Origin of the sequence: Numidum massiliense (assembly GCF_001375555.1) — a bacterium.
GTDB classification, from domain to species: Bacteria; Bacillota; Bacilli; order Thermoactinomycetales; family Novibacillaceae; genus Numidum; species Numidum massiliense.
In genome coordinates this window covers 3,450,359-3,473,131 of sequence record NZ_CTDZ01000009.1, presented here as the reverse complement: position 1 = coordinate 3,473,131, position 22,773 = coordinate 3,450,359, and the positions used below count along the sequence as shown (strand labels likewise).

At 50.5% G+C, this 22,773-nt stretch carries 26 protein-coding genes, 2 tRNA genes and 1 other RNA gene; 9 read left to right on the top strand and 20 right to left on the bottom strand.

The genetic code is table 11. From position 1 onward, the window contains the following. Nucleotides 1–193 precede the first annotated feature (193 nt). The 4 genes from BN1247_RS16305 to BN1247_RS16290 form a co-directional block, all read right to left on the bottom strand. Complete coding sequence (locus BN1247_RS16305) at nucleotides 194–427, bottom strand: indolepyruvate ferredoxin oxidoreductase subunit alpha (protein ID WP_054951313.1); 234 nt, start codon at nucleotides 425–427, stop codon at nucleotides 194–196. Nucleotides 428–542: 115 nt separating this feature from the next. Further along, nucleotides 543–953 carry an adenosylmethionine decarboxylase gene (speD, locus tag BN1247_RS16300; RefSeq protein ID WP_054951312.1) on the bottom strand — a complete coding sequence of 137 codons (411 nt, stop codon included), beginning with the start codon at nucleotides 951–953 and terminating at the stop codon, nucleotides 543–545. Nucleotides 954–1,162: 209 nt separating this feature from the next. Beyond that, nucleotides 1,163–1,939 carry an enoyl-ACP reductase FabI gene (fabI, locus tag BN1247_RS16295; protein ID WP_054951311.1) on the bottom strand — a complete coding sequence of 259 codons (777 nt, stop codon included), beginning with the start codon at nucleotides 1,937–1,939 and terminating at the stop codon, nucleotides 1,163–1,165. 199 nt (nucleotides 1,940–2,138) lie between these two features. Further along, nucleotides 2,139–3,062 carry an alkaline phosphatase family protein gene (locus BN1247_RS16290; protein ID WP_054951310.1) on the bottom strand — a complete coding sequence of 308 codons (924 nt, stop codon included), beginning with the start codon at nucleotides 3,060–3,062 and terminating at the stop codon, nucleotides 2,139–2,141. Between the two features lie 99 nt (nucleotides 3,063–3,161). Here BN1247_RS16290 and BN1247_RS16285 point away from each other — a divergent pair, with 99 nt between their 5' ends. Both BN1247_RS16285 and BN1247_RS16280 read left to right on the top strand, forming a co-directional pair. Then, nucleotides 3,162–3,473, top strand: a complete 312-nt coding sequence (locus BN1247_RS16285; protein WP_054951309.1) for a DUF1811 family protein — start codon at nucleotides 3,162–3,164, stop codon at nucleotides 3,471–3,473. Between the two features lie 57 nt (nucleotides 3,474–3,530). Further along, nucleotides 3,531–4,274, top strand: a complete 744-nt coding sequence (locus BN1247_RS16280) for an FHIPEP family type III secretion protein (protein WP_054951308.1) — start codon at nucleotides 3,531–3,533, stop codon at nucleotides 4,272–4,274. 55 nt (nucleotides 4,275–4,329) lie between these two features. Here the strand turns inward: BN1247_RS16280 and BN1247_RS16275 are convergent, their stop codons facing one another. Both BN1247_RS16275 and BN1247_RS16270 read right to left on the bottom strand, forming a co-directional pair. Continuing rightward, complete coding sequence (locus tag BN1247_RS16275) at nucleotides 4,330–4,902, bottom strand: DUF4190 domain-containing protein (RefSeq protein WP_054951307.1); 573 nt, start codon at nucleotides 4,900–4,902, stop codon at nucleotides 4,330–4,332. 92 nt (nucleotides 4,903–4,994) lie between these two features. Continuing rightward, nucleotides 4,995–5,930 (bottom strand): 4-hydroxy-3-methylbut-2-enyl diphosphate reductase, encoded by a 936-nt coding sequence (locus BN1247_RS16270; protein ID WP_054951306.1) that lies wholly within the window; start codon nucleotides 5,928–5,930, stop codon nucleotides 4,995–4,997. 127 nt (nucleotides 5,931–6,057) lie between these two features. On the opposite strand from BN1247_RS16270, the gene BN1247_RS16265 reads away from it, so the two are divergent. The 4 genes from BN1247_RS16265 (at nucleotide 6,058) to BN1247_RS16250 (ending at nucleotide 9,539) form a co-directional block, all read left to right on the top strand. Beyond that, nucleotides 6,058–6,345: a hypothetical protein gene (locus tag BN1247_RS16265; protein ID WP_054951305.1), complete on the top strand. Its 288-nt coding sequence runs from the start codon at nucleotides 6,058–6,060 to the stop codon at nucleotides 6,343–6,345. 108 nt (nucleotides 6,346–6,453) lie between these two features. After that, a complete protein-coding gene (locus BN1247_RS16260) occupies nucleotides 6,454–7,671 on the top strand; it encodes a CDP-alcohol phosphatidyltransferase family protein (protein ID WP_054951304.1) in 1,218 nt (405 codons plus the stop codon). Nucleotides 7,672–7,731: 60 nt separating this feature from the next. Continuing rightward, nucleotides 7,732–9,060, top strand: a complete 1,329-nt coding sequence (locus tag BN1247_RS16255; RefSeq protein WP_054951303.1) for an alkaline phosphatase — start codon at nucleotides 7,732–7,734, stop codon at nucleotides 9,058–9,060. Between the two features lie 101 nt (nucleotides 9,061–9,161). After that, nucleotides 9,162–9,539 carry a YmaF family protein gene (locus BN1247_RS16250; RefSeq protein WP_231633345.1) on the top strand — a complete coding sequence of 126 codons (378 nt, stop codon included), beginning with the start codon at nucleotides 9,162–9,164 and terminating at the stop codon, nucleotides 9,537–9,539. Nucleotides 9,540–9,546: 7 nt separating this feature from the next. Here the strand turns inward: BN1247_RS16250 and BN1247_RS16245 are convergent, their stop codons facing one another. From BN1247_RS16245 to BN1247_RS16235, 3 genes are read right to left on the bottom strand one after another with little or no spacing between them, the layout of a single operon-like run. Beyond that, a complete protein-coding gene (locus BN1247_RS16245) occupies nucleotides 9,547–10,332 on the bottom strand; it encodes an ABC transporter permease (protein ID WP_054951301.1) in 786 nt (261 codons plus the stop codon). 4 nt (nucleotides 10,333–10,336) lie between these two features. Beyond that, nucleotides 10,337–11,128: an ABC transporter permease gene (locus tag BN1247_RS16240; protein WP_054951300.1), complete on the bottom strand. Its 792-nt coding sequence runs from the start codon at nucleotides 11,126–11,128 to the stop codon at nucleotides 10,337–10,339. After that, nucleotides 11,121–12,134, bottom strand: a complete 1,014-nt coding sequence (locus BN1247_RS16235; protein ID WP_054951299.1) for an ABC transporter ATP-binding protein — start codon at nucleotides 12,132–12,134, stop codon at nucleotides 11,121–11,123. Before BN1247_RS16235 ends, BN1247_RS16240 begins: the two co-directional genes overlap by 8 nt. A gap of 247 nt (nucleotides 12,135–12,381) precedes the next feature. On the opposite strand from BN1247_RS16235, the gene BN1247_RS16230 reads away from it, so the two are divergent. After that, nucleotides 12,382–13,467, top strand: a complete 1,086-nt coding sequence (locus BN1247_RS16230) for an MBL fold metallo-hydrolase (RefSeq protein ID WP_315969674.1) — start codon at nucleotides 12,382–12,384, stop codon at nucleotides 13,465–13,467. Here the strand turns inward: BN1247_RS16230 and BN1247_RS18045 are convergent. From BN1247_RS18045 to BN1247_RS16220, 3 genes are all read right to left on the bottom strand, one after another. Beyond that, nucleotides 13,417–13,785 (bottom strand): hypothetical protein, encoded by a 369-nt coding sequence (locus BN1247_RS18045; protein ID WP_187119810.1) that lies wholly within the window; start codon nucleotides 13,783–13,785, stop codon nucleotides 13,417–13,419. The two genes, BN1247_RS16230 and BN1247_RS18045, sit on opposite strands and share 51 nt — an antisense overlap. A 17-nt stretch (nucleotides 13,786–13,802) precedes the next feature. After that, the gene (locus BN1247_RS16225; protein WP_054951298.1) at nucleotides 13,803–14,579 is read right to left on the bottom strand and encodes a metallophosphoesterase; all 777 of its coding nucleotides are present in this window, start codon (nucleotides 14,577–14,579) and stop codon (nucleotides 13,803–13,805) included. A 248-nt stretch (nucleotides 14,580–14,827) separates the two neighbouring features. Then, complete coding sequence (locus BN1247_RS16220; protein ID WP_054951297.1) at nucleotides 14,828–15,637, bottom strand: N-acetylmuramoyl-L-alanine amidase; 810 nt, start codon at nucleotides 15,635–15,637, stop codon at nucleotides 14,828–14,830. Between the two features lie 266 nt (nucleotides 15,638–15,903). On the opposite strand from BN1247_RS16220, the gene BN1247_RS16215 reads away from it, so the two are divergent. Next, nucleotides 15,904–15,979 (top strand) — tRNA-Ala (locus tag BN1247_RS16215). 120 nt (nucleotides 15,980–16,099) lie between these two features. Here BN1247_RS16215 and BN1247_RS18470 read toward each other — a convergent pair. Together BN1247_RS18470 and BN1247_RS17850 are read right to left on the bottom strand one after the other, a co-directional pair. Beyond that, complete coding sequence (locus tag BN1247_RS18470) at nucleotides 16,100–16,222, bottom strand: hypothetical protein (protein ID WP_261796052.1); 123 nt, start codon at nucleotides 16,220–16,222, stop codon at nucleotides 16,100–16,102. 162 nt (nucleotides 16,223–16,384) lie between these two features. Beyond that, nucleotides 16,385–16,522: a PNPOx family protein gene (locus BN1247_RS17850; protein ID WP_157360873.1), complete on the bottom strand. Its 138-nt coding sequence runs from the start codon at nucleotides 16,520–16,522 to the stop codon at nucleotides 16,385–16,387. Nucleotides 16,523–16,869: 347 nt separating this feature from the next. On the opposite strand from BN1247_RS17850, the gene bla reads away from it, so the two are divergent. Continuing rightward, entirely contained in the window at nucleotides 16,870–17,763 is an 894-nt protein-coding gene (gene bla / locus BN1247_RS16210; RefSeq protein ID WP_054951296.1) for a class A beta-lactamase, read from the top strand. 85 nt (nucleotides 17,764–17,848) lie between these two features. Here bla and BN1247_RS16205 read toward each other — a convergent pair. The 6 genes from BN1247_RS16205 to secG form a co-directional block, all read right to left on the bottom strand. Continuing rightward, nucleotides 17,849–17,924 (bottom strand) — tRNA-Thr (locus BN1247_RS16205). Nucleotides 17,925–17,972: 48 nt separating this feature from the next. Next, nucleotides 17,973–18,338: a transfer-messenger RNA gene (gene ssrA / locus BN1247_RS17340) on the bottom strand. An 87-nt stretch (nucleotides 18,339–18,425) separates the two neighbouring features. Next, nucleotides 18,426–18,896, bottom strand: coding sequence for an SsrA-binding protein SmpB (gene smpB, locus BN1247_RS16200; protein ID WP_231633343.1), 471 nt, complete (start codon nucleotides 18,894–18,896; stop codon nucleotides 18,426–18,428). Between the two features lie 216 nt (nucleotides 18,897–19,112). After that, a complete protein-coding gene (rnr, locus tag BN1247_RS16195) occupies nucleotides 19,113–21,482 on the bottom strand; it encodes a ribonuclease R (protein WP_054951294.1) in 2,370 nt (789 codons plus the stop codon). A gap of 123 nt (nucleotides 21,483–21,605) precedes the next feature. Continuing rightward, nucleotides 21,606–22,289, bottom strand: coding sequence for an alpha/beta hydrolase (locus BN1247_RS16190; RefSeq protein WP_054951293.1), 684 nt, complete (start codon nucleotides 22,287–22,289; stop codon nucleotides 21,606–21,608). Between the two features lie 120 nt (nucleotides 22,290–22,409). Next, complete coding sequence (gene secG / locus BN1247_RS16185) at nucleotides 22,410–22,643, bottom strand: preprotein translocase subunit SecG (protein ID WP_054951292.1); 234 nt, start codon at nucleotides 22,641–22,643, stop codon at nucleotides 22,410–22,412. Between the last annotated feature and the right edge of the window lie 130 nt (nucleotides 22,644–22,773).

Sequence of the window (22,773 nt, the reverse complement as noted above, 5' to 3'; positions counted from 1 at the left end):
GATTACATTAGGCTTCGATTTTGCTGTGCTTGGAAAGTGGTACCTCTAATTAATATAATTAACGTAAAATGCGTCATCCGTCAAGGGGAACAGACAAATTTGTTTAAATTTCCCCTGACAAAAACTCGAAAAATGCAAAAAGGAGGAGGACATGCTAAAGCGAAGCACGTCCCCTCTTCGGAATCGCGAAAATTTACCGGAAGAACTCGGCATTTTTCTCGATGAATTCCTGCTCGTCTTCTGGCACGAACTCATCTTGATAAATCGCTTCTACCGGACATACCGGTTCACACGCACCGCAATCGATGCAGACGTCTGGATCGATAAAAAACTGCTCTTCACCTTCGTGAATTGCGTCTACTGGGCATTCGTCGACGCAATCGCCATGCTTTTCACCGATACACGGGGACGTAATGATGTAGGCCATCTCCTATTTCCTCCTTATGCATTTAGGTTAGGTTTTACCTTTGCTACGTAGATTGGCATCCGCATTTATTATACACTAGGAAAACGCTTTTTTTATAATAAAACGTCAAAAAAAATCATGCTTCCGCAGCTACTCGCTCCGTCGGAGCAACTGCCATAACCTCGATTGGACCTTGACCGCGTATTAGCGTGTGACTGTACCGCTCGCTTGGCTGCAGCGCTGTGAGCACATAGTCAATTGCGTCCTGCGGATCGACCGACGTGCCGCACGTGTAACAGTCAATAGCAGCAAAGCCCTTTTCCGGATAGGTGTGAATGGAGAGGTGACTCTCCGATAACATGACGAGAACTGTAACACCTTGGGGCTCAAACTGTTTCGACTGCGTCGACAAAACAGTCGCCCCGCAAACTTGTGCTGCCTGCACTAATTGTTGCTCCAAATAGCGGACATCGTTAAGCTTCAAAAAATCGACGCCCCACGTGTCCACCGCAACATGCCGTCCGAAAGTGGAAAATACTTGCTCCATGCTTTCGTCCCCCTCCCTAGCAAACGAGATAGGATAAAAATTCGCTAGGACCGTCACCATTCACCACGGGGGAAGGTTAGTCCATCGAGGTCCCAACCCTTTAAGTGAATATTGGTTCGTGTCTATCCTCCATCGCGTAACGAAATCTACTTTACCACACGGACAGAGTGAATTCAAGGGAAAACGCGGAAACCGCTACTGCCCAATGATTACATGCCCATAATGTTGTATCCGCCGTCGACGTGCACCACTTCACCGGTAATGCCCGAAGATAAATCGCTCGCTAAAAACAGCGCCGTGTTGGCAACTTCCGTCACTTCAACCGTCCGTTTGAGCGGCGCTTTTTCCGCCACGTGATGGATCATCGTACTAAAATCTTTAATCCCTTTCGCTGCGAGCGTGCGAATCGGCCCGGCAGAAACGGCGTTCACGCGGATGTTGTCTTCTCCTAAATCGTACGCTAAGTAACGGACGCTCATCTCCAAGGCCGACTTAGCGATCCCCATCACGTTGTAGTTAGGAATGACCCGTTCCGAGCCCATGTAGGTCATCGTCAAAATACTGCCGCCTTCGCGCATGAGTGGACGGGCAGCCCGTGCCACGGCGACTAAGGAGTACGCGCTAATGTCTTGTGCGAGTGCGTAGCCGTCGCGCGACGTGTTCACGTAGCCGTCTTTTAAATCGTCCGTTTTAGCAAAAGCGATACAGTGCGCTAACCCGTGAATCGTGCCCCACTTGTCGCCAATCGTTTGAAACGCGTGAGCGATATCTCCGTCGTTCGTCACGTTGCACGGCAGTAGTAGCGCATCGTCCATTTGCGCCTTTGCGATCAACTCGCGCAGTTTTTTCTCTTCCCGTTCACCCAAATATGTAAAAGCGAGCGTCGCCCCTGCTTCGTGCATCGCTTGCGCAATCGCCCAAGCGATGCTACGGTGATTGGCGACTCCCATCACGACAAACCGCTTACCATCCATTAATTTTGTCATTGTGCATCCCTCTTTCCGTGATTAGTGCCCGCGCGCGGACGAGTGCCCACCGGAGATTCCCTAGTATGCCGCGTGTCTCTGTATCCCTTTAAAAAATCGCTAACGAGCGAGCAATCCACCTGTTCAACACTGCCGCAGTCCGCTTTTAGCACCTGATCATAATATGTAATAATAAATGTACCTAAATTGTGAGCAGCTGTCAATTTACTTGTAGGTGTTCGACGTCGAGCACGCGACGAATGAGTGGCACAATGCGCGTCAAATCCCAACTCGCTCGCCCTTCCTCGCCGAGCGGCGGAACCGGTCCGACGATTAACGTGGGAACTTCGTTCATCGTGTGCGTGCGCCGGCGAAAGTCTTCACTGTTTCCGTGGTCACTGACCAAAATAACTGTGTCTTCGCGTCGCTTGCCCTTTGCGATGTGCCCGAGAAAGCGGTCGTACGTATCGACGACGTTCTCGATCATCCCCGGCACCTGTTTGTGGCCAGCGACGTCACTCAAAAAATATTCATGCACGACGAGGTCGTAGTCCGAGACGAGCGCGAGCGCGTGCTCCGCCGCCTCTTCCGGTGTGACCTCCGCAATGTCGGGACGAAGCTGGCGTAGATACGCCCGCGTCAAATCGTGGAAGAGCGCACGGTTTTGGAGCAAATGCTGCGTGAAGCGCAGCGGTGCCGCTGCACTGTCGATCGCTACTGTCGATACCGACATCCAGCCTCGCTTCGTCGCCGGACGGGCAAAGTACTCCTCCGTATACGCGTTGGCAAACGTCGGCCGCAGCCCGGCGCGCTCCAACTGTAAGTACAAGTTGTCTTCGCGCACGAACTGGCGCAAACGTTGAAACGGCAAGCCGCTCATATGCCTTTGTAAAAACTTAGGCGCGTTTCTCCCGGTAAAAATTGTCGCCTGACCCGTCGCACTTTGCGGTAACCCAGGGACGCCTAACAGCGTATCGGTCGCGACGAGCTGCACCCCGTCCGCATACGAACCGACAGCCTCTTTCGTTAGCGACTGCCCGTCCAACAAGCGGTTTACGTGCGGCGTCGGCAACGCGTACCACGGATTGTACGATGCGCGGTCGCCTAAGCCGACGCCATCGATAAATAACAGTAAGACTGCCATCGTTTCGCTCCTTTCTCGTTCCCTGTCGCACGATCGCTTGCTGTCGTCTGTTATAATAATAGTCAACCACCGTATTTTTACTACTGGAGGATAGAGCCCGTGGATCGATTTAGCCAAATGAATCGCGATGAACTTATCCAAGAAACTGAGCGCCTACGCCAAGAGGCAGACCAGAAGCTGCGCGCCGGTAGGTTTTATGAGGTGAATGTGCTCGAACAGCAATATTACTTTGCAAAATCGTACCTCGTCAACCCGAAGCACATCGTGCCCGGAACGGTTTACCACATTCACGGCGAGGCTGGCGTTTTTAAAGTAACGTACATTAACGGGGTAATGGCTTGGGGTTACCTCAACAACGAGGAACCGGAACGCGCCTTCCCACTTGGCCGCCTTTACCAACCCGACTATTAATGACATCCCGGCAGTGACAGAGGATGAAAATACGACGCGCAAGGGGGATCATATCCGATGAACGACTGGTCCATCTCTGATGCTTACAGCAAACAAAAATACGATGTACTCGCATTGGAGCTTGGGGCGTCTCTGTACGACACGCTGTTTAAACAGACGGACCTTGCCATCCGCGTCCAGCACTTGCGACAGCGCATTATGGGTACACACGGTCTTTTTGTCCCAGCCATCCGCATTAAGCCGACCGAGCTCGCCCCGCACCGTTACGTCGTGCGCACGCGGGGGCAACTGGCTGGCGAAGGTGTGTTACGCCCGCCGCTCCTGTTCAGCAGTGTACACGAGGAGGGGGAGCCGGGTGTTCATCCCGTGACGAACGAGGCTGGCGTGTGGACGGACAGTGACGGGACACCTGCGGCCGATCTGTTGCTCGACCACTTACTTTACGTTATGGAGAAAAAAGCACCCGACTTGTTAACGTTTGAAACAGCGTCGCGCTGGTGGCTACAAGCGCGCACCCATACACCTCTGCTGTATAAAGAGTTGGAGAAAAGAGGGATGACCACTGGTTTAATGTGGCAAGTGATGCGTAAACTGTTAGCGCAACGCATCCCACTCCATCCATTTGAACAATTGCTAGAGACGATCGTCGCGTACTATGTCGTACACCCGCCACAGGGTCATGCACCTCCGGAATGGTCGAGCGCCCACCCGGACGACATCGTCAAATACGTCGCTAAGCAAAAGAAAAAGCGACTCCCGCCACCGAAGCGACCGACCGCCGTCATCCACCGCATCGAGTAAGAGGGGCTGGTCTCACTAAAGCCAGCCCCTCTTCCGTTCCGTCAGTACAATCCTGTTAGTACATTTGCGTCCCTTGTGTTTCGAATACCGCGGCCAATAATACGAAACCGAGGACCCACAACAACATGATCCCAAAGGTAGCCGCACCTAACACAATCGCGGCCATTCCCGAACCGTCTCTTTTTTTGCTAATGGCGCCAAAAACGATGGCTAAAATACCCAATACGAAGGAGAAAAACCAGAGAAATACAGGAACGATTGCCAAAACAGCCCCGACAATGCCGCAAATTAGCCCGGCCGTCCCCAATCCGTTAGGTTTCTTTGTCATGTGTTGTCCGTATAGCGAACCCGCTCCATGACTATCGTACGTACCCCCAACTGGTGATCCGTCACCGTACGGAGCTCCGCTGGTTCCCTCGTAAAGACGCTGTCCGTGCGGCTGATCTCCTCCATTGTACGCACCCGTGAACGGCGTATTTTCTGTATGGCTTGCACCGTCGTAGTGTGTATCGCGGTCGTAGCGGGTGTCGGCATCGTATTCGGAGTAGCTAGCGTCGCGATCCGCTTCGCCACCAATCTTAACGCCCGACGCATAGCCGTACTCTTTGTCGTTCCTTCTTTCTTCCATCTGCTCCCCTCCCTCCTCATTCAACGCCCTAGCTTCTCTTACGTTATCGTCACTTATACCAATGTCCCTTTCCGTATAGTTTGTAGCAACAGTTATCGAATTTTCGGCAATATTTTTTTACCGTCAACCATGCGCTGCGGCTGCCACGTGTGACGATCATTTTCGTCGAACTGCTCGACGTATTTGACCACTTCGCGCGTTAGCGGAGTCGGCGTGGAAGCGCCCGAAGTGACAGCAACCTTTTTCTTGCCTAACAACCATTCTGGCTTTATTTCACTTACGTTACTAATGCGATGCGCCTTAACACCAGCAATTTCTTCCGAAACTTGCGCCAGTCGATTCGAATTGTTGCTACGCGGGTCGCCGACGACGATCGTGACATCCGCCTGTTTTGCCTGCTCAGCAACCGCTTCTTGCCGCGTCTGTGTCGCCATGCATATTTCGTTATGCACTTCGGCTTGCGGGTATTTCTCGCGAATAAGGTCCATCAACTGCAGCGTGTCCCATTGACTCATCGTCGTTTGGTTCGTCACGATGATCTGCTCGTTACTAAGGTCGAGGGCAGCGACGTCGGCCGCCTTCTCCACTAAGTGCACGCGGTCTGGGGCAACGCCGATCGCTCCTTCTGGCTCCGGATGCCCTTTTTTTCCAATGTACACGACATCGTACCCATTCGCCGTCTTTTCGCGAATGAGGTCGTGCGTCCGCGTCACGTCAGGACACGTCGCATCGATCACGGTTAACCCTTTTTGCTGCGCTTTCGCCCTTACTTCTGGCGACACGCCGTGCGCCGTGAAAATAACTGTTCCTTTGTCTATTTGATCTAATAGTTGTATCCGATTCTCTCCATCGAGAGTAATAATTCCTTCTTCGTCAAAAGCATCCACGACGTGGCGGTTGTGGACAATCATTCCTAAAATGTAAATCGGGCGCGGCAACGTCGGGTCTTTCGCCGCCCGCTGCGCGATCACCATCGCGTCGACGACACCGTAACAGTAGCCGCGCGGTGTAATTTTGATGACTTCCATATCATTCCCCTCCAAATCGAGAGTAAACGTAATAGTACCGTTACATAATTTGATTATAGCGTACTTCACATGTAGTCGCTATGTGCAGTTAGGACGTTTATCATTGTAAAACAAGGGGCTGGGACAGATGAAGCGAACGTACGGGAGATTCTTTCTTAGCGGTTTTATTAGCGGCTTAATGTTCACACTGCTTTTCTCGCTAGGCGTCACATACGCTATCGCCACGTCAAACCCACTAATCCTCATTTTAGCGCTAGCGATCCCTGTGCTCGCATTTATTTTAAGTAAACGACGCATCGCACAGGAACGCGAACAATCATCTTATTTCAAGGTTAACCAAGCGTATTTAGTCACTGTATCAGGCTTTTGTGTCGGTATTCTTCTCCACTTTTTGCTCGTCCTCATCATTTTTTGACCGTGTTGCGCACCGCCAATCAACATTGTGCATCCGCTTACTTGATTGACAGTTTGAATTGTGGTATATTTCCCCTACATTCACTTTGGATGGAGGTACTTATTTTATATGGAACTTGGGAAGTTCACGTTAGCTGACGTTAAGGAAAAATCCTACAAAAAGCGCGACGCTTGGTGGACCGTTTTTCTCGTCGATCCACTCGCGGCGCGCTTAGTGTTGCCAGTCGCTAACTATACGCGCATCACTCCGAACCAACTGTCTCTCTTCGCCTTTATTATTGGATTATTTTCGGCGTACTATTTTTATCTAGGTCATTACTCCGCATTAGTGGCCGGGGCCGTATTGTTCCATTTCAGTTTTGTTTTAGACTGTATGGACGGCAAAGTCGCACGGCTGAAAGGAACAGGCACACTGTTCGGCATGTGGCTCGACTATACGCTCGACCGCGTCCGCGTCATTATTTGTGCCACAGCACTCGGCGTCGGCCAGTTCCACATGACAGGTGACTTCAGTTATGTGTATTACGCGATTGTCATCATCGCCCTAGACGCAATCCGCTACATAGACGCCCTCAACATGTATAAGATTCGCCGCGAAATGCGCAAACGGATCAATCAGAAAAGGAAAGTTGTCCTAAAGCGACTGAAACGGACGCATCACGAACCGATTGCCCAAGAACAAAAAAAAGAACTGGAGCGCTATTTTGGCCCTTTAAAACCTCCGCTCGTTGACGTGGCAAACCAGGAATATCGAAACGAACCCGTTCAGTCAGTCCCGCTCTATAGACATTCGGAAGATACCGATCAGGATCATCCGTTACAGCCAAACGCCGCGCCACAAGATAATACGCAAGCAGGTGTGCGTCAAACAAAGGATGAAGCGTCACACGAAAAAGTAGCTACTGCTGAGGCGGTCACTGCGAACGCTTCCGCCCATGCGACTGAAGATACCTCCACACAGCCACAGCCTGAGCGGAAGCGAAAAAAAGGAACGGTAGATTTACAACAAACCTTTAAATCGCGGTTCGGATGGTATATGAAAGTACGCCACGCATTAGAAAAGGTACGAGTTCGCCCCCATTTATTTAGTGGCGTCGAGTTCCAAATGTTTATATTTATTATTGCACCTATTTGTGGGATCATTAAGGAGACAGTCATTTCCAGCGCCATCTTACTGCTCGCCTTCGAATTAAGCATTATTTACAAAATGTTTTTAAGTACGCGCGATCTAAACCGCACACTGCAAAAAATTGACAAGATCGTCCCTGAACGAGTTGAGGAGCCGGTCGCGCAAGAGCTGACACCGCTCACCTCTGAGAAGGCTTAGTGAATAAAATTGTCTCCTCCTTCTAAACTTAATGGCATACGTAAGTTTAGGAGGAAGTCGATGTACCGTCACACAGTTAGACGACACCTATCTCTCTTTATCGCGTTCATTTTCCTCACCGCCATTGTTGCCACACCTACGAGTGTACGAAGCTTAGCGAAGCAAGGCCCGCCGGAACAAATAGCGACTAACGTCATCTTCATGATCCCTGACGGCTTTTCCGCCGACCACGCGACGAACTATCGCTGGTTTAAGGGCCGCAAAGCCGCTTGGGACGACCTGTTAGTAGGCATGGTGAAAACGCACTCCGCCGATAATAAAATAACGGACTCTGCCGCTGCCGGCACGGCAATGGCGACCGGTGTCAAGACAAACAACGGGATGATCAGCGTTGACCCGCAAGGAAAGGAGCGGCAGACGATTCTCGAAGCCGCGCGCTCCGCTGGCAAAAAAACGGGTCTCGTCGTGACGTCCAACGTGACGAACGCCACACCTGCCGTATTCGCCTCCCACGTCACCTCGCGTCACAACGAAAGGGCTATCGCTCCACAAATGCTCGACCGCGTCGACGTCCTCCTCGGCGGAGGTAAGCAATTTTTTTTACCGATGGCAAAGGGCGGGAAACAACAAGGGCGCGACCTCGTAGTAGAAGCGAACAGACGCGGCTTTCGCCTGATCGAAAACCGCGCCGCCTTGCGCTTAGCGCGTGCCGATAAAATACTCGGTCTGTTTGCTAACGCCGAAATGGCGCCGGAACTAGATCGCGACGAAACGAATGAACCGAGTTTGCAAGAAATGACGGCGAAAGCGATCGATATTCTTTCCCAAAACAGCTCCGGTTTTTTTCTCATGGTGGAAGGTAGCCAAATCGACCGCGCCAGCCACGCCCACGACGCTGCCTGGGCGATGAAAGATATCGCCGCTTTTGAGCAAGCGGTGCAGACGGCCGTCGACTTCGCCCGCGCAGATGGCCATACGCTCGTCGTGATCGCCGGCGATCACGACACCGGAGGCATGTCGGTCGGCGGTTACAACAAAAAAGAGGCAAATTTAGAAGTGCTACGCCACGTCAACGCCTCGGGGAACGCAATCGCCGCAAAGCTTAACGCAGACCGTAGCAACGTCGCGGAAATCGTGTTTCAGCACACCGGTATCACTTTGACAGCGGAAGAGGGTGAAGCGATCAAGCGGGCAGAACAACCGGCGCGGGCCATTAACGTCGTCATCAGCAAACGCGCCGCTGTCAGTTGGACGAGCGACACGCACACAGGTACTGACATTCCGCTCTACGCCTACGGCCCTTCCTCCCACACCTTTGCTGGACTGCGCGACAACACCGAACTGCCGCGGCTGATCGCTGCTGCATTGCAACTTCGATTTTCACCGTAAACCGTATGAAAACTACACGTCCCGTTAGCCACTCGCCGTGTCCATTTCCCCCCTCCCCTCATATCGATAAATGAGGAAACTCACCCGAGGGGGAGATGGCAATGAGTAAGCAAAAAAAACAGGCGAAGATACGGATCGACGGCGATCACGCCCACGACTTCCAATTGGTATTTTACGACGGTGCGCTACCGGAACACGTCCACCCGTATAAAGGGGAAACGTCCTACGACTTCCACCACTACCACCGCATCTTCGGCGTGACTGCACCCGCGCCGACCGGCGTCCCGCACGTGCACAAATTCGAAGGGACGACGACGTTTGACGACGGCCACAAACACAACTATGCCGGCGTCACTGGTCCAGCGATTCCGTTACCCGACGGCAGTCACTACCACATCCTCGAAGGGGAGACGACTGTCGATGCCCGTCCCGGCGGCCCCCCGCACGCCCACAGCTACTGGGGCATCACCGAGAAGTAACGTCTTTTCAGTTACCAGCACCGCGGTACTTCGTCACGCCGATATTCCACAGCAGGATTGCCAGCGTTAAAAAGATCGTCCCCATCACGGGAGTCAACAGCGTATAACCGTACCACGCTTCTTTTCTTAAAAAGTAAGCGGAAGGGTACACGCCGACGAAGGCAAAAGGCAAAATCCACGTCAACACGTAACGAATGATGCGGTTGTAAATGTCGACGGGGTACCGCCCGTAGTTGCCGATGTTGTACATCATCGGCATAATGTCCGTCCGGCTGTCCGACCAAAAGCTAATGCTAGCAAGGGAGATAAAAATACCGCCGTAAATCATCGCCCCGCTCACCACTAACACGATAAAAACGAACGGGTCGTACCACGTGACAGTCAAACCTAACCGCGAGCCAGCGTAACCCATCACCACGAGGCCTGTTACCGCCCCGAACAACGACTCTAACTCCATCCGTTCCAAAACGATTTGGAACAAACTGTGCACCGGCCGCGTCAGTACGCGGTCCATTTCCCCTTTTATAATATAGCGGTCGTTAAAATCCCACAAATTAAAGAAAGCGGAGAAGATGGCGTACGGCACGAGAAAAAAGCCGTATATAAAAATGACTTCATCCCGCGTCCAGCCAGCCAACAGTTGTGTGTGCCCGAACACGACGAGAATGAACACGAGATTGACTGCCTGAGACAACAAGTCAGAAAAAATCGCCACGAGTGTGTCGACGCGGTACGCGAGCCGCGTCTTTAAATATTGCGCCGTATAACGACCAAAAACCGACAAATAAAACATGTGTTTAGCCCCCTTGCACCACCAGTTGCCGTTTCGCCAGCACCCACAACAGTTGAATCGGGACGATGAGCACGGCGACCCAAAAGGCTTGCAGCGATAGCGCGCGAACAATTTCCATCCCTTGAAATGCCTCCGTAAAAATCATACTCGGAATGTAACTAATCGCTTGAAACGGCAACACATTCATCACTGCTTGCGCCCACCCAGGAAAGAAACTGAGCGGCAACAGTAAACCGGAAAACAAGTCGATCACGACGCGTTTACCGCGAATTAAGCCGATGTTATTTTGCAAGAAAAACGCTAAAATCCCGGTCAATAAATTAATTTGCGTGTTGATGACAAAACTAAAAGCGAGGGAAATAAAAAATAATCCCCACGTCGCCACAGAGGCGGAGAAGTCGAGTTTAAGCAACAGGCTGACAATGACCATCCCTGGCACAGAGAAAAAAAGGAGTCGAAACAGCCCCTCGCCCAACCCCGCCATCGTTTTCATCAGTAAGTAATTGTACGGACGGATCAGCTCGACGGCGACTTTTCCTTCGCGAATTTCGCTGGCGATTTCGCGGTCGATGTTATTAAAGTAAAACGCCCGCGCCATCCACGCGACGGCGATGTACGTCGTCATTTGCGTCACATCGATGCCGGCGAGAGTCTGTTTGTCGCCGTAAATCGCCTGCCACAAAAAATAGTATGCGCCGATATTGATACTGTAAATGAGGATGCCGCTGTAGTAGTTCGTGCGGTAGGCGAGCAACATTAAAAAGCGGATGCGGATCATCTCCAAGTACTTAGGCATCCACGACACCCTCTTCGTAAATGTTGCGAATAATTTCCTCAGTCGACGCATCGACAATTTTCATATCGGTTATGCGGTGTGCGGTGACGACGCGTCCAATTAGTTCAGAAATCTCCTGTTCCTCGTTCGCCACATTAGCAATCCACACGTTTTCCCCTTTGCCCGCCGTCCACGTGACGGCCAACTCCCGCACGAGCGCTTGTAGCTCGTCCCGCGTCACGCGTGTCGCAAACGAAAACGAGATTTGTTTCCCTTCGCCCCACTTGGCACGCAAATCATCGAGCCGTCCGTCGTAAATAACTTTACCGTCGTCAAGCATGACGACGCGTTCGCAAAGCGCTTCGATGTCGGATAAGTCGTGCGTCGTTAAGAGTACCGTCGTCTTATATTTTTCGTTAAGCTCCTGTAAAAAATTGCGGATCTTCAACTTGACGAGGACGTCCAAACCGATTGTCGGTTCATCGAGAAAAAGCAGCGGCGGGTTGTGAATGAGTGCAGCTGCCAGCTCACAGCGCATACGCTGCCCGAGGGACAACTTGCGCACCGGTTTGTCCAACAGCGGTGCAATGTCGAGCGAAGCGATGACGTGCCCCATGTGCTCCTCGTACGCGCGATCCGACACTTTATATATTTTTTTCAATAAGCGGAACGACTCTTGCACGGCGATGTCCCACCACAGCTGCGAGCGTTGCCCGAACACGACGCCGATCGTGCGCACGAACTTTTCCCGCTCTTTGTGTGGATTCATTCCGTTGACGCGCACCGTCCCCGCAGTCGGCGTCAAAATGCCGGTCAACATTTTAATCGTCGTCGATTTACCCGCACCGTTCTCCCCGATGTATCCGACCATCTCCCCGCGTTTCACTCGCAGAGAAATGCCGTCGACAGCAGGAACGATCGCATAATTACGGGTGAACAAATCGCGAAACGCCCCTTTTAAGCCGGGGCGACTCGAATACGCCTTGAATTCCTTCCGCAAATTGTCTACATATATAACATCTTCCATTAATGTCTCCCTCCAATCATTTAGTGTATCGAAGCTTTTCCTGTAACTCAATGGATAAAAAAGGTGTAGCAATGGTTAACCCGCTGACGAAGCGGATGCGATCTGACGTCTCTCGTTTTCGATTTCTTCATGTATATCAACTGCAAAGTATATGTAAGGGCTTGCGTAAGCGGGGGATAAATTGGACAATATTAGGTGTAGGAACTGCGTGTAGACTCATTTCTTTTCGAGGGGAGAGAAGACGTTCATGGAACAACAGTCGAATCGTCAAGCAGTAAATACGAATAGATTAGCAAAAATGGATAAAAACTCGAACCGTGAAAAGGGCACGAATCGAAACAATGCCGTGAACACGAGGAAGCATACGACCGGGCAAACGGTCCCCCGAAACGCCGACCACAAAGGACAGCCACAGGCACTCGGACACGACACGTACCTCATTGACGGCTTTGACCTCGGGATGCCCGGGCGCACCGGGACATACGTCATTCAGGGCGAGCAGTTAACGTTAATCGAAACGGGGCCGAGCCCGTCCATCCCCTATGTATTAGACGGGCTGCACACCCTCGGCATACATCCACACGAGGTGACATACATCGTCGTCACCCATATTCACCTCGACCACTCCGGAGGAGCCGGCGTGTTACTAAAACATTGCCCGAACGCGACCGTCGTCGTTCACCCCCGCGGTGCGCGCCACCTTGCCGACCCTGCTCGACTAATTAAAAGTGCCCGGTCCGTCTACGGCGACCAGTTCGACGCCTTGTTCGCGCCGATCGAACCGATCCCGGCTGAACGACTATTAGTGAAGGAAGACATGGAAACGCTACCGATCGGGCGCGACTGCAAATTACAATTTTTACATACGCCCGGTCACGCCAAGCACCACTTTAGCATTTTCGATCCACTGCGCAAAACAGTGTACACCGGGGACACCGCCGGCATCCGCTACCACCAGACAAGAGACTGCGGTTTAACGTTTTATTTGCCCACGACGTCCCCTAATCAGTTTGACCCCGAGGCGATGCAAGCATCACTCGCAAAAATTCGCGCCCTAAATAGCGAGACGATCTGTTTCGGTCACTACGGCGCGACGAAGGACGTCAACGAGGCGCTTGACGAAGTGTCTGCTTGGATTCCGCGCTTCGTCGAGGCGGGCGAAGACGCACTCGCGAGCGGCGAAAGTGTCGACGGCATTACGGTGCGCCTGTCACAACTCGTCAGTGACTATTTAAACGCCGCGCGCATCCCCTCCGACCACCCAGTATATGACATTTTAACCTTAGACTTCGCCGTCTGTGCAATGGGCATCGCGCTTTATTTGCAGAAGTAGCCACTGATAGCAAATTCGCCGCACCGCACACAACGTCGTTAAAAGAACGGATGTCGGTGGTGTCTCGCCCACGGCGTTCAGTCTCCGATCTACCGCGAACCGGTCTACCGCGAACGGCAAACTAATTACCCTGTTACCGGAGGAAATTGAGCACATTTGCACTTGTAGTGCTGCGCCGAGCGGCAAACAATCTTCGTCGATATCGAATCGCCCGCGGTGCCTGCCGTAAACGATCCCTTTCGCTTCATTGCGGCAACCGAGCCGATAGAAAGCGGAAGGGACGCCGCGGCAAAATAGGAAAAATCCTCTACCACCCATGCTCGGCAGTTAGATTTCTACAAATAGTGAATAGTCACTTCACTGCGAACTAAAAAGCGCAAATTCAAACGCGATTGCCCGATGCCTTTAGAAATGTAGTACGGGCCGAATTTACTCTCGTGTAATCCTTTATATATTCCTTGCCGCGGCAGCTTTCCCATCGGTTTAAGCGCAAACAGAAACGGCACATTGAATTGTTTGCCGTGAAAATGGCCGCCCATTAAGTACGCGAACGGTTCGTCAATCTCCAACACGACATTTGGGTCATGCGTAATGACGATTTTGGGAAGCTGTTTGTCGACACCGCGAAACGCCTGTTCGACGTCGCTAAAACCGCTATACGCATCGTCAATGCCGATGAGTGCAAATTGACTGAGCCGCCGCGATTCATTGCGCATGAGATGAATGCCGTAACGGTTAAAAAAGGCGCGGTCTTCCTCGGTGAACGGCACGTCGTGATCGTGGTTGCCGAGCACGGCGTACGTCGCAATGCCACTGTCGCGAAATACGGCAAAGTATTGGGCGACGCGGGGCAGCATCTCTCTCCGCTTCGTAAAGTCGCCGGTCAAAAAAATATAGTCCGGCTGTTCCGCGGCGATGACCGCTCTTAACTTGTTCGGGCTAATCCGCAGGCGTTCCACGTGCAAGTCGCTAATTTGTAATATCTTTTTATTTAACCCGAGCGGGTAATTGACGCGTTCGATTTTTAACCATTGCGTCGGAAATATACAGGTTGTATAAAACAATACAACTGCAAGTATAAAAACGATATAAACATAACTGTCGATCGTCATTTCCCCCTACTATCAACTAGCAAAAAGGCGGGTGCCGCCACCGCGTTTGAACCCTTTTTTAACACGTTATATCGTCTCACGCTATTCGTCAAGCAGAACATCGGTATGTACACCGCAACGAAAAATAATGGAAGCAGCCCGACCTCAAACTGAGAGCGGGCTGCCTTCTGTACACTACTTTCTGTACACTACTTTTCTAGCGTGCTACTTTTTTACTTTCTGTACGGCAACTGTGCACCTTACGGCACTTAACTGTAGTTAATCGTGACGTCGAACTTGGCCTTCTTTGCCTTTTCTGCTAGTGCATCCGCATTTTTTCGTTCTTTAAACGCACCAAGTTGCACTTTGTACAGCGTGCCTTCCTTCTTGATCATCGCGTCGAAGCCCGCTTTTTTTGCCTTTGCTTCTAAAGCGGCCGCATTTTTTTGGTCTTTGAACGCCCCAATTTGCACGCGGTACAGCTTACCGGACGGCTGTGGTGTCGGCTTTGGGGACGGCTTCGGTTTCGACATCGACGGCTTTTTCTTTAAGCTAAACGCTTTTGCTAATCCGTTGACGTGACCACGCGCCACTCTTTCGATCCACTTTTTGTCTTTCATCAGTTTTGCATCGCTCGCCCGATCGATAAATCCGTTTTCCGTGAGCAACGCATCCATCGTCGATTCGCGCAAGACGTGAAAATCAGCTTTCTTTTTACCTCTATCGGTCATGCCGATTTGTTTGACGATCTCAGCGTGAATGGAGTTCTGGATCTTAGCCGTCTTACTCCCGGACGACAGCGACTTATAAATATAACTTTCAAAACCAGTGCCCCCACCGGCGTTAATGTGGATTGAGAGAAGAAAATCGGCCTTCCACTTATTCGCTTCGTTCGTGATCGTCTGTAACTTTACCGTCTCGTCTTTCGTCCGCGACATTTTAATCGATACGCCTTCGTATTGCTTCAAGTAATCACGAATTTTAAGGGCGATGGCGAGGGTAACATCTTTTTCTTTTATTCCGTTAGCCACTGCACCAGGATCAGTTCCCCCGTGTCCCGGATCGATATAAATTTTCATCTTTTGCTTGCTCCTTTCTGCAAATTTAACGACATACGCCGTGACTAGCTCTTACGGCACTTTACGCTTCCGTTGTTCTCCATTAAGAACTATACCAAATAAACGTTATCGTTGTCGAATTTTGTCGATCTTTGTCGAATGAAAAAGTGGAGGCGGCTTCCATCGGCGTCGTGTAGATTGCGACGTTCAATGTGGCGATTTTTTTGTTGACAAACCGATTTAAATGCTGTATGATATATTTTGTTGAAACAAAAGGCACCTGTTGTGGGGCATTAGCTCAGCTGGGAGAGCGCTACACTGGCAGTGTAGAGGCCAGCGGTTCGAGCCCGCTATGCTCCACCAAACGAAACCCTTGCATCGCGGGAAAACTCTTGCTTTGCAAGGTTTTTTTTATGTTTACGGCCGAAAAAATATGCGGTCGTTATACAATGGTTTTCGCTATCGATGTTACGTTGCAATAGGTTACAGTTGAAGGGCATTTTGTCTTGACGGCAACAATATGAGCCCGCCGACGACGACAGCTACCACCCAGTTTTTACCGATATTTCTTATATCGTTTAAGAAAATCTGCCAACTTTTTTGCATCTTTACCGTCCTCTTCTACGTAGTCCTTACAATTTTACAAAGATGTATGCCTTTTCTATTTATTATTAATCCATTTTTTTTAATCACAAAAAACCGCCTCTCTTCCGCGGTGGGAAGAGGGCGGTTCGCGCCTTGCTTCATGCAGCCCCACAAACTGCTGCCTTATTTCCAAATCCCTTTTTGTCCGAGCGCTTTAACGTACTCTTCTTCCAACCGGTCAACGTTCCAATATTTCATTCCCGGTTCGTAAACGTCCAGACGTTTTAGGTGCTCGATGAGCACACGTTTTTCCACTTTCACGGGTAACCTTCCTCCTCTTTTACTCATACCCCAGTCGATCGATTAATATAGACTTCTTCTTTATACATCGATTATAACACTTTTCTCGAACATATAAAATAGGTTGAACAAAAAAGTGAAGGCGCACTTTTCTTGACAACTGCCTCGACCACCAAAGCAACAATAAGGGGGTCGTACCGCCAAATATTGAAGCTGAAAGTTGCACAGATGATAGCCAAATTTTCCCTATTTATTTTCTCCTTTACTTAAGGAATGTAATTGATATAATGTTTATGAAAAACCGTCACAGATCTTAGGCCAGTCTAAGAATAGTGATAACCACACCTTTTTGAAAGGAGCTTATTTTAATGAAATATACTCCCAATCTCAAAAAAATTGTACCCTTACTTCTTCTAGCCTGTGTAACGCTTGTAGGTTGTTCAGCCGATCATCCCCATTCTACTCAAACAAAAAATTCGGGTGATTTTGCCAAGCTCGAGGAACAATTTGATGCCAGACTTGGTGTCTTTGCATTGGATACTGGCACAAACCAAACAGTTACTTATCGGGCCGATGAGCGTTTCGCACATGTATCCACTCATAAAGCATTAACTGTAGGCGTACTGTTACAAAAAAAGTCAATAGAAGATCTTAATCAAACAATTACTTATACCCGTGATGATCTTGTAGATTATAATCCGATCACGGAGAAACATCTCGATACGGGAATGACTCTCAAAGAGCTTTGCGATGCTTCGATTCGATATAGCGACAATACTGCGCATAACCTCATTCTTAAGGAGCTAGGTGGACCTAAGGGTCTTAAAAAATCGCTTCGGGAAATTGGTGATGAAATTACCAACCCTGAACGATTTGAGCCGGAGTTAAACGAGGTTAATCCAGGAGAGACCCGGGATACCAGCACGCCGAGAGCACTTGCCACCAGTCTACAGGCTTTCACAATAGGAGACGTACTCCCAACGGAAAAACGTGCGCTTTTAACAGATTGGCTCAAGAGAAACACTACTGGAGATACATTAATTCGGGCAGGAGTACCCAAAGGTTGGAAAGTTGCAGATAAAACTGGAGCCGGGTTTTATGGAACGCGAAATGACATTGCTATCATTTGGCCTCCGGATAAAGATCCCATTGTTCTGGCTGTACTTTCCAGTCGTGATAAAAAGGACGCTGATTATAACGACAAGCTCATTGCACAAGCAACAAAAAAGGTAATCGATACTCTTAAAGCCAACCATGAGTAAGGAAAAACCCGAGCAACAACCAAACATTGAGGTTCATATTGAATATAAATAAGAAAGAACAGGGAAAACCCTGTTCTTTGGCAATTGGTGCTGACGAGAGGATTCGAACCTCCGACCCCTTCATTACGAGTGAAGTGCTCTACCAACTGAGCTACGTCAGCATATTTAAGTTGTCGTAAAACTTGTCAGTTTTGTTGCTCCTATTAGTTTGGTGGAGGCGAGCGGAGTCGAACCGCTGTCCGAAGATATCGCCACGCCAGATTCTCCGAGCGCAGTCACTGTATTCAAATTTCACACGTATGAACTGCCCAGTGACAGGCGATTCTTACGGCTAGTTACCTTTGTTTCACCGCCCGGCCGGCAACGACTCCGGTTGGCTATCCCACTGTTAATGAGACCCGATTACTCTACATGGGCGATAGAGTAGCGGATCCTGACTAGCTTAATTAAGCAGCCAGAGCAAAGTTTTCTTGTTTGCCAGTTACATTTGGCGTTCCGCGTTTTTACGAAGGACGCAGCCCCTCGGCTCGCTACTAACGCTCGAACTATCTCCGTCGAATCCAAAAAACGCCCCCGGATTCAACGTACTGTCAGTCGAGATGTGAAATAACCTCACGAGATTTATTATATCACCTGTCGCTATCTCTTGTAAAGGGGAAATTTTAAAATTGCCGCTGACGATCTTTAAAGACACGCTCCATCTCGCGTTTCGCGTCTCGCTTGGCGATGTCCCGTCGCTTGTCGTACAGTTTCTTCCCTTTGGCAAGCGCCAGTTCCACTTTACAAAAACCACCCCGCAAGTGTAAGTCGAGCGGGATGAGGGCATACCCTTTTATTTGCGTCTTACCGACTAGCTTCTTAATTTCGTCTTTGTGCAACAACAGTTTGCGGGTCCGTGTCGGATCCTGATTAAAACGGTTTCCTTGTTCGAACGGACTCACGTGCATGTTGAGCAAAAAAACTTCCTCATTCATAATACGGGCGAAGCTGTCTTGTAAATTGACTTTCCCGGCACGGATGGATTTAATTTCTGTACCGGTGAGCACAATCCCCGCTTCAAACGTCTCTTCAATTTCATAATCGTGCCGCGCTTTCTTGTTTCGCGCCAACACTTTAACGCCTTTTTTCCCCACTGTGCTCACCTCCATGCCTTTTTCCTCTTTATATCGGTCGCGTACAACGCTATTAGGGGTAAAAATTAGTATACCAACAAAAGCGCCGAGCCGTCAACACATCCTGCGAATATCACAGGTTCCACTGGGTTCGCTCGCGATATATCGGGCGGACAGAGGAGCGGGGATCGTGTAAAGGATCGTACCGCTTCTTCTTATCGTAGCCGCGCGGGTCTCCTATCTTCGTTTTCTCTTTTTCTTCCTTTTTGTGAACGGCTCGTAAAACGGTTTGTTTGCCGCTTGCGCGTCGGATTGTTTGCGAATTTTTCCCTTAGATTTTCCAGCTCGACTTCTATTTTTATTCCCACCCGCTTTTCCTTCTCCTCTGTTGTTCCTGTCTCCGTTCCGCTTCCCATTTCGCTTATGTTCGCCGACGATGACTGTCGGGCGCTGCTTCTTTTTGCGCTTCGCACGGGTCTTTCGATCGAGCAACTCAAAGTCGATCGTATGTTCCTCGAGATTAACGTGACTGACGCGCACGTGCACCTCATCGCCGAGTCGGAACTGTTGACCCGTGCGCTCGCCGACGAGCAGTTGCTGCTCGTTCACAAAATGGTAGTAGTCATCCACCATGTAGCTGACGTGGACCATTCCTTCCACTGTGTTTTCCAGCTCGACAAACAGTCCGAAGGAAGTGACACCGCTAATGACGCCAACGTATTCCTCCCCGACCTTGTCTAACATGTATTCCGCTTTCTTCAAGTCATCTGTTTCCCGTTCCGCGTCAACGGCCACCCGTTCGCGCTGCGACGACTGCTCGGCGATGTCCGGCAACTGTTCCTGCCAATAGCCACTTCGCTTCGCCGGCAACTGGTTATCGTTTCTGATCAATTCGCGCATCATCCGATGCACGACTAGGTCTGGGTAGCGGCGAATCGGCGACGTAAAGTGCGTGTAATGTTCGGCAGCTAAGCCGTAATGGCCGACGTTGTGCGCCTCGTAACGCGCTTGCTGCATCGAGCGCAGCAACACGCGGCTAATGACCGATTCTTCCGGCTCCCCGCTAATCGTTTCCAGTAACTGTTGTAATGCCCGCGGATGCATGTCGTCCGCCTTCCCGCGCACCGTAAAGCCAAAGTGCGTAACAAATTCAAGGAATGTCTGCAGCTTTTCACTGTTCGGGTGTTCGTGAATGCGGTAGACGAACGGCACGTTGAGCCAAAAACAGTGTGTGGCCACCGTTTCGTTCGCTACTAGCATGAATTCCTCGATAATTTGTTCGGAAATCGTACGCGGCCGCGGAACGATATCTTGTGGCTTCCCTTCCTCATCGACGACAATTTTTGCCTCGGTGAAATTGAAATCGATCGCGCCGCGGGCAATCCGTTTTTTCCGAAGCGTCTGTGCCAATTGTTTCATCAACTGAAACATTGGGACGAGTTCGCGGTAGCGATCGCTGAGCGCTGTGTCCTCGTTTTCCACGATGCGGTACACATCGTCGTACGTCATGCGTTCTTTCGAGCGAATGACACTAGGGAAAATGTCATAATTGACAACATTACCTTGCGCGTCGATGTCCATCTCGCACGAGAGCGTTAAACGATCGACGTGCGGGTTGAGGCTGCAAATGCCGTTTGACAAGCGGCGCGGTAGCATCGGAATGACGCGGTCGACTAAATACACACTACACCCGCGGCGATACGCTTCTTTATCGAGGGCAGAACCTTCGGTCACGTAATAACTGACATCGGCGATATGCACTCCGAGCCTAGTATAGCCGTTCGGGAGTACTTCGACCGAGACGGCATCATCTAAATCTTTCGCATCTCTGCCGTCGATCGTCACGATTTGTCGCTCGCGCAAATCGCGTCGCCCCTCACAATCAGCGGCTGTAATTTGTTCCGGCACGCGGCTAGCGGCTTCCTCGACGTCCTCCGGAAACGCTTCCGGCAATGCGTACTTGCGAATAATCGCCAAAATATCGACGCCCGGGTCACCCTTCTGTCCGAGCACTTCGACGACTTCCCCGGAGGCACTTTTATGCTTACTCGGATAATCCGTCAATTGGATGACGACTTTTTGCTCGTCCAAAGCGCCGTTAACGCCTTCCGGAGGGATAAAGATGTCTGCTGTCAGCCGCTTATCGTCCGGCACAGCGAAACCGAAATTACGGTTGGCGTGGAACGTCGCGACAACCGTTTTAAAATTGCGCGCAATAATGCGCACGATTTCCCCTTCCATCCGCTTTGGCCCACTCTGTTGTTTGTTGACACGTGCGATCACCGTATCTCCATGCATTGCACCGTTCATGTCGTTGGCGTGAATATACACATCGGGGTGAGCAACGTCTAAAGGAACGACAAACCCAAACCCTTTCGGGTGAGCCGTTAATTTCCCGTGAATTAAATTCATTCGCTCCGGTACGCCGTAGCGGTTCGTCCGCGTGCGCACAATATCGCCACTTTGCTCCAGTTCGTTTAACGTTTTGACGAGATTGCGGAACGCCTCTGCCCCTTCGAGTTGAAATTGTTGCTCCAGCTCTTGTACCGTCAACGGTTTATACGCCTTTTCACGCATAAACGCGATAATGTCTTCTTTTTCGATCAAACTGTTAACTCCCTTCCCGCTATACATTTCTTTTCAGTATACCCGTAATTCACGTGTGCTAAAAACGATATTCCGGGCGGACTTGCTCGCGTCAATGCCGCACTGGCGCTATAAGAACGGCGGCTAGGCTGACAAAAACTGACCGACGACCGCCATCAGTTCGTCCCGCTCGCAATCGTGACAGACGATATGTTTCGATTGCGGCAAAATGTGTATGTGTTTCTCCGCAATCGGAATCTGCTCGTAAATGTACTGCGCACTTTTTGGGTCGACAATGTCGTCGCACCCACCGTGGACGATGAGCGTAGGAATGCGAATGTGCGCGAATTCCGGCTTCAGTGCCCGTACGAGGCGGCGAAATTGCGCCACTGCGCGCAGTGGCGTCGCTTTAATACGTGCCCGGTAGCGCTTATATTGGTTACTGGCCTCGCCGTGTAACAAGGCGGGCAGCGCCTCAACCAAGTCTTTAGCCATCTGTTTAGGATTAATGTAAAACACAGCGGCACTTAGTAGCACTAATTTCTGCACCGGGTAGCGGTTCGCCAGGTACGCGGCAATTAAACCGCCCATCGAATGACCGAGCACATAAACGGTGTCACATCTGGCCACAAGATCTATTAACGCCTCTTCAGCACTTTTCACCCATTCCTGCCATACGACATTTTCTAATGTCTGCTGGTGATCCTCACCGTGACCCGCTAACGTAGGGGCGATCACGTACAGACCACATGTTTCTAAGTACTGCTTAAGCGGCTCTACTTCCAGCGGACTCGCGGTAAATCCGTGCAGGAGTAAACAACCGACCAAGTGACACTCCTCCTTTACCTTAACGGTTTTCGGACAAACAGCCCACAACTGAAACAAAAAAACAGCAAGGCCCTATTCCTGCTGTTTTTGTACACGTATTTACACTATATAGCTTATCCACTAATAAATAAAAAACCCAATCGTCAACGTCAAAAGGAAAAACAACACCGCGAGCACGACGGTAAGCTTACTGAGCAACGCATCGATTCCGCGAGCTTTTTGTTTGCCCATTAACTGTTCAGCACCACCGGCAATGGCACCTGACAAACCGGCACTGCGGCCTGACTGCAACACGACGACAGTGATTAGTGCAATGGAAACGATAACGAGTAAAATCTTCATTGCGAGCGCCACAGTCCACCCCTCCTAACATCCGAACCTACCTTCTTTCCGTAACTTTACCACAAGTGTCGACTAAATTCAAGGTCCCGTTCGATGGTTACGAAACATTTATTTGACGAAATACAAAATATCACTTAAACTA

What these genes read in the sequence shown, in the direction of transcription:
- BN1247_RS16225 (WP_054951298.1), bottom strand. Translation starts at nt 14,579, where the DNA reads ATGACGATCGACAGTTATGTTTATATCGTTTTTATACTTGCAGTTGTA.
- BN1247_RS16240 (WP_054951300.1), bottom strand. Translation starts at nt 11,128, where the DNA reads ATGCCTAAGTACTTGGAGATGATCCGCATCCGCTTTTTAATGTTGCTC.
- BN1247_RS16220 (WP_054951297.1), bottom strand. Translation starts at nt 15,637, where the DNA reads ATGAAAATTTATATCGATCCGGGACACGGGGGAACTGATCCTGGTGCA.
- BN1247_RS16270 (WP_054951306.1), bottom strand. Translation starts at nt 5,930, where the DNA reads ATGGAAGTCATCAAAATTACACCGCGCGGCTACTGTTACGGTGTCGTC.
- BN1247_RS18045 (WP_187119810.1), bottom strand. Translation starts at nt 13,785, where the DNA reads ATGGGTGGTAGAGGATTTTTCCTATTTTGCCGCGGCGTCCCTTCCGCT.
- BN1247_RS16305 (WP_054951313.1), bottom strand. Translation starts at nt 427, where the DNA reads ATGGCCTACATCATTACGTCCCCGTGTATCGGTGAAAAGCATGGCGAT.
- BN1247_RS16290 (WP_054951310.1), bottom strand. Translation starts at nt 3,062, where the DNA reads ATGGCAGTCTTACTGTTATTTATCGATGGCGTCGGCTTAGGCGACCGC.
- speD (WP_054951312.1), bottom strand. Translation starts at nt 953, where the DNA reads ATGGAGCAAGTATTTTCCACTTTCGGACGGCATGTTGCGGTGGACACG.
- BN1247_RS16275 (WP_054951307.1), bottom strand. Translation starts at nt 4,902, where the DNA reads ATGGAAGAAAGAAGGAACGACAAAGAGTACGGCTATGCGTCGGGCGTT.
- BN1247_RS18470 (WP_261796052.1), bottom strand. Translation starts at nt 16,222, where the DNA reads ATGCAAAAAAGTTGGCAGATTTTCTTAAACGATATAAGAAATATCGGT.
- BN1247_RS16265 (WP_054951305.1), top strand. Translation starts at nt 6,058, where the DNA reads ATGAAGCGAACGTACGGGAGATTCTTTCTTAGCGGTTTTATTAGCGGC.
- BN1247_RS16260 (WP_054951304.1), top strand. Translation starts at nt 6,454, where the DNA reads ATGGAACTTGGGAAGTTCACGTTAGCTGACGTTAAGGAAAAATCCTAC.
- BN1247_RS16245 (WP_054951301.1), bottom strand. Translation starts at nt 10,332, where the DNA reads ATGTTTTATTTGTCGGTTTTTGGTCGTTATACGGCGCAATATTTAAAG.
- fabI (WP_054951311.1), bottom strand. Translation starts at nt 1,939, where the DNA reads ATGACAAAATTAATGGATGGTAAGCGGTTTGTCGTGATGGGAGTCGCC.
- BN1247_RS16255 (WP_054951303.1), top strand. Translation starts at nt 7,732, where the DNA reads ATGTACCGTCACACAGTTAGACGACACCTATCTCTCTTTATCGCGTTC.
- BN1247_RS16235 (WP_054951299.1), bottom strand. Translation starts at nt 12,134, where the DNA reads ATGGAAGATGTTATATATGTAGACAATTTGCGGAAGGAATTCAAGGCG.
- bla (WP_054951296.1), top strand. Translation starts at nt 16,870, where the DNA reads ATGAAATATACTCCCAATCTCAAAAAAATTGTACCCTTACTTCTTCTA.
- BN1247_RS16230 (WP_315969674.1), top strand. Translation starts at nt 12,382, where the DNA reads ATGGAACAACAGTCGAATCGTCAAGCAGTAAATACGAATAGATTAGCA.
- BN1247_RS16250 (WP_231633345.1), top strand. Translation starts at nt 9,162, where the DNA reads ATGAGTAAGCAAAAAAAACAGGCGAAGATACGGATCGACGGCGATCAC.
- BN1247_RS16280 (WP_054951308.1), top strand. Translation starts at nt 3,531, where the DNA reads ATGAACGACTGGTCCATCTCTGATGCTTACAGCAAACAAAAATACGAT.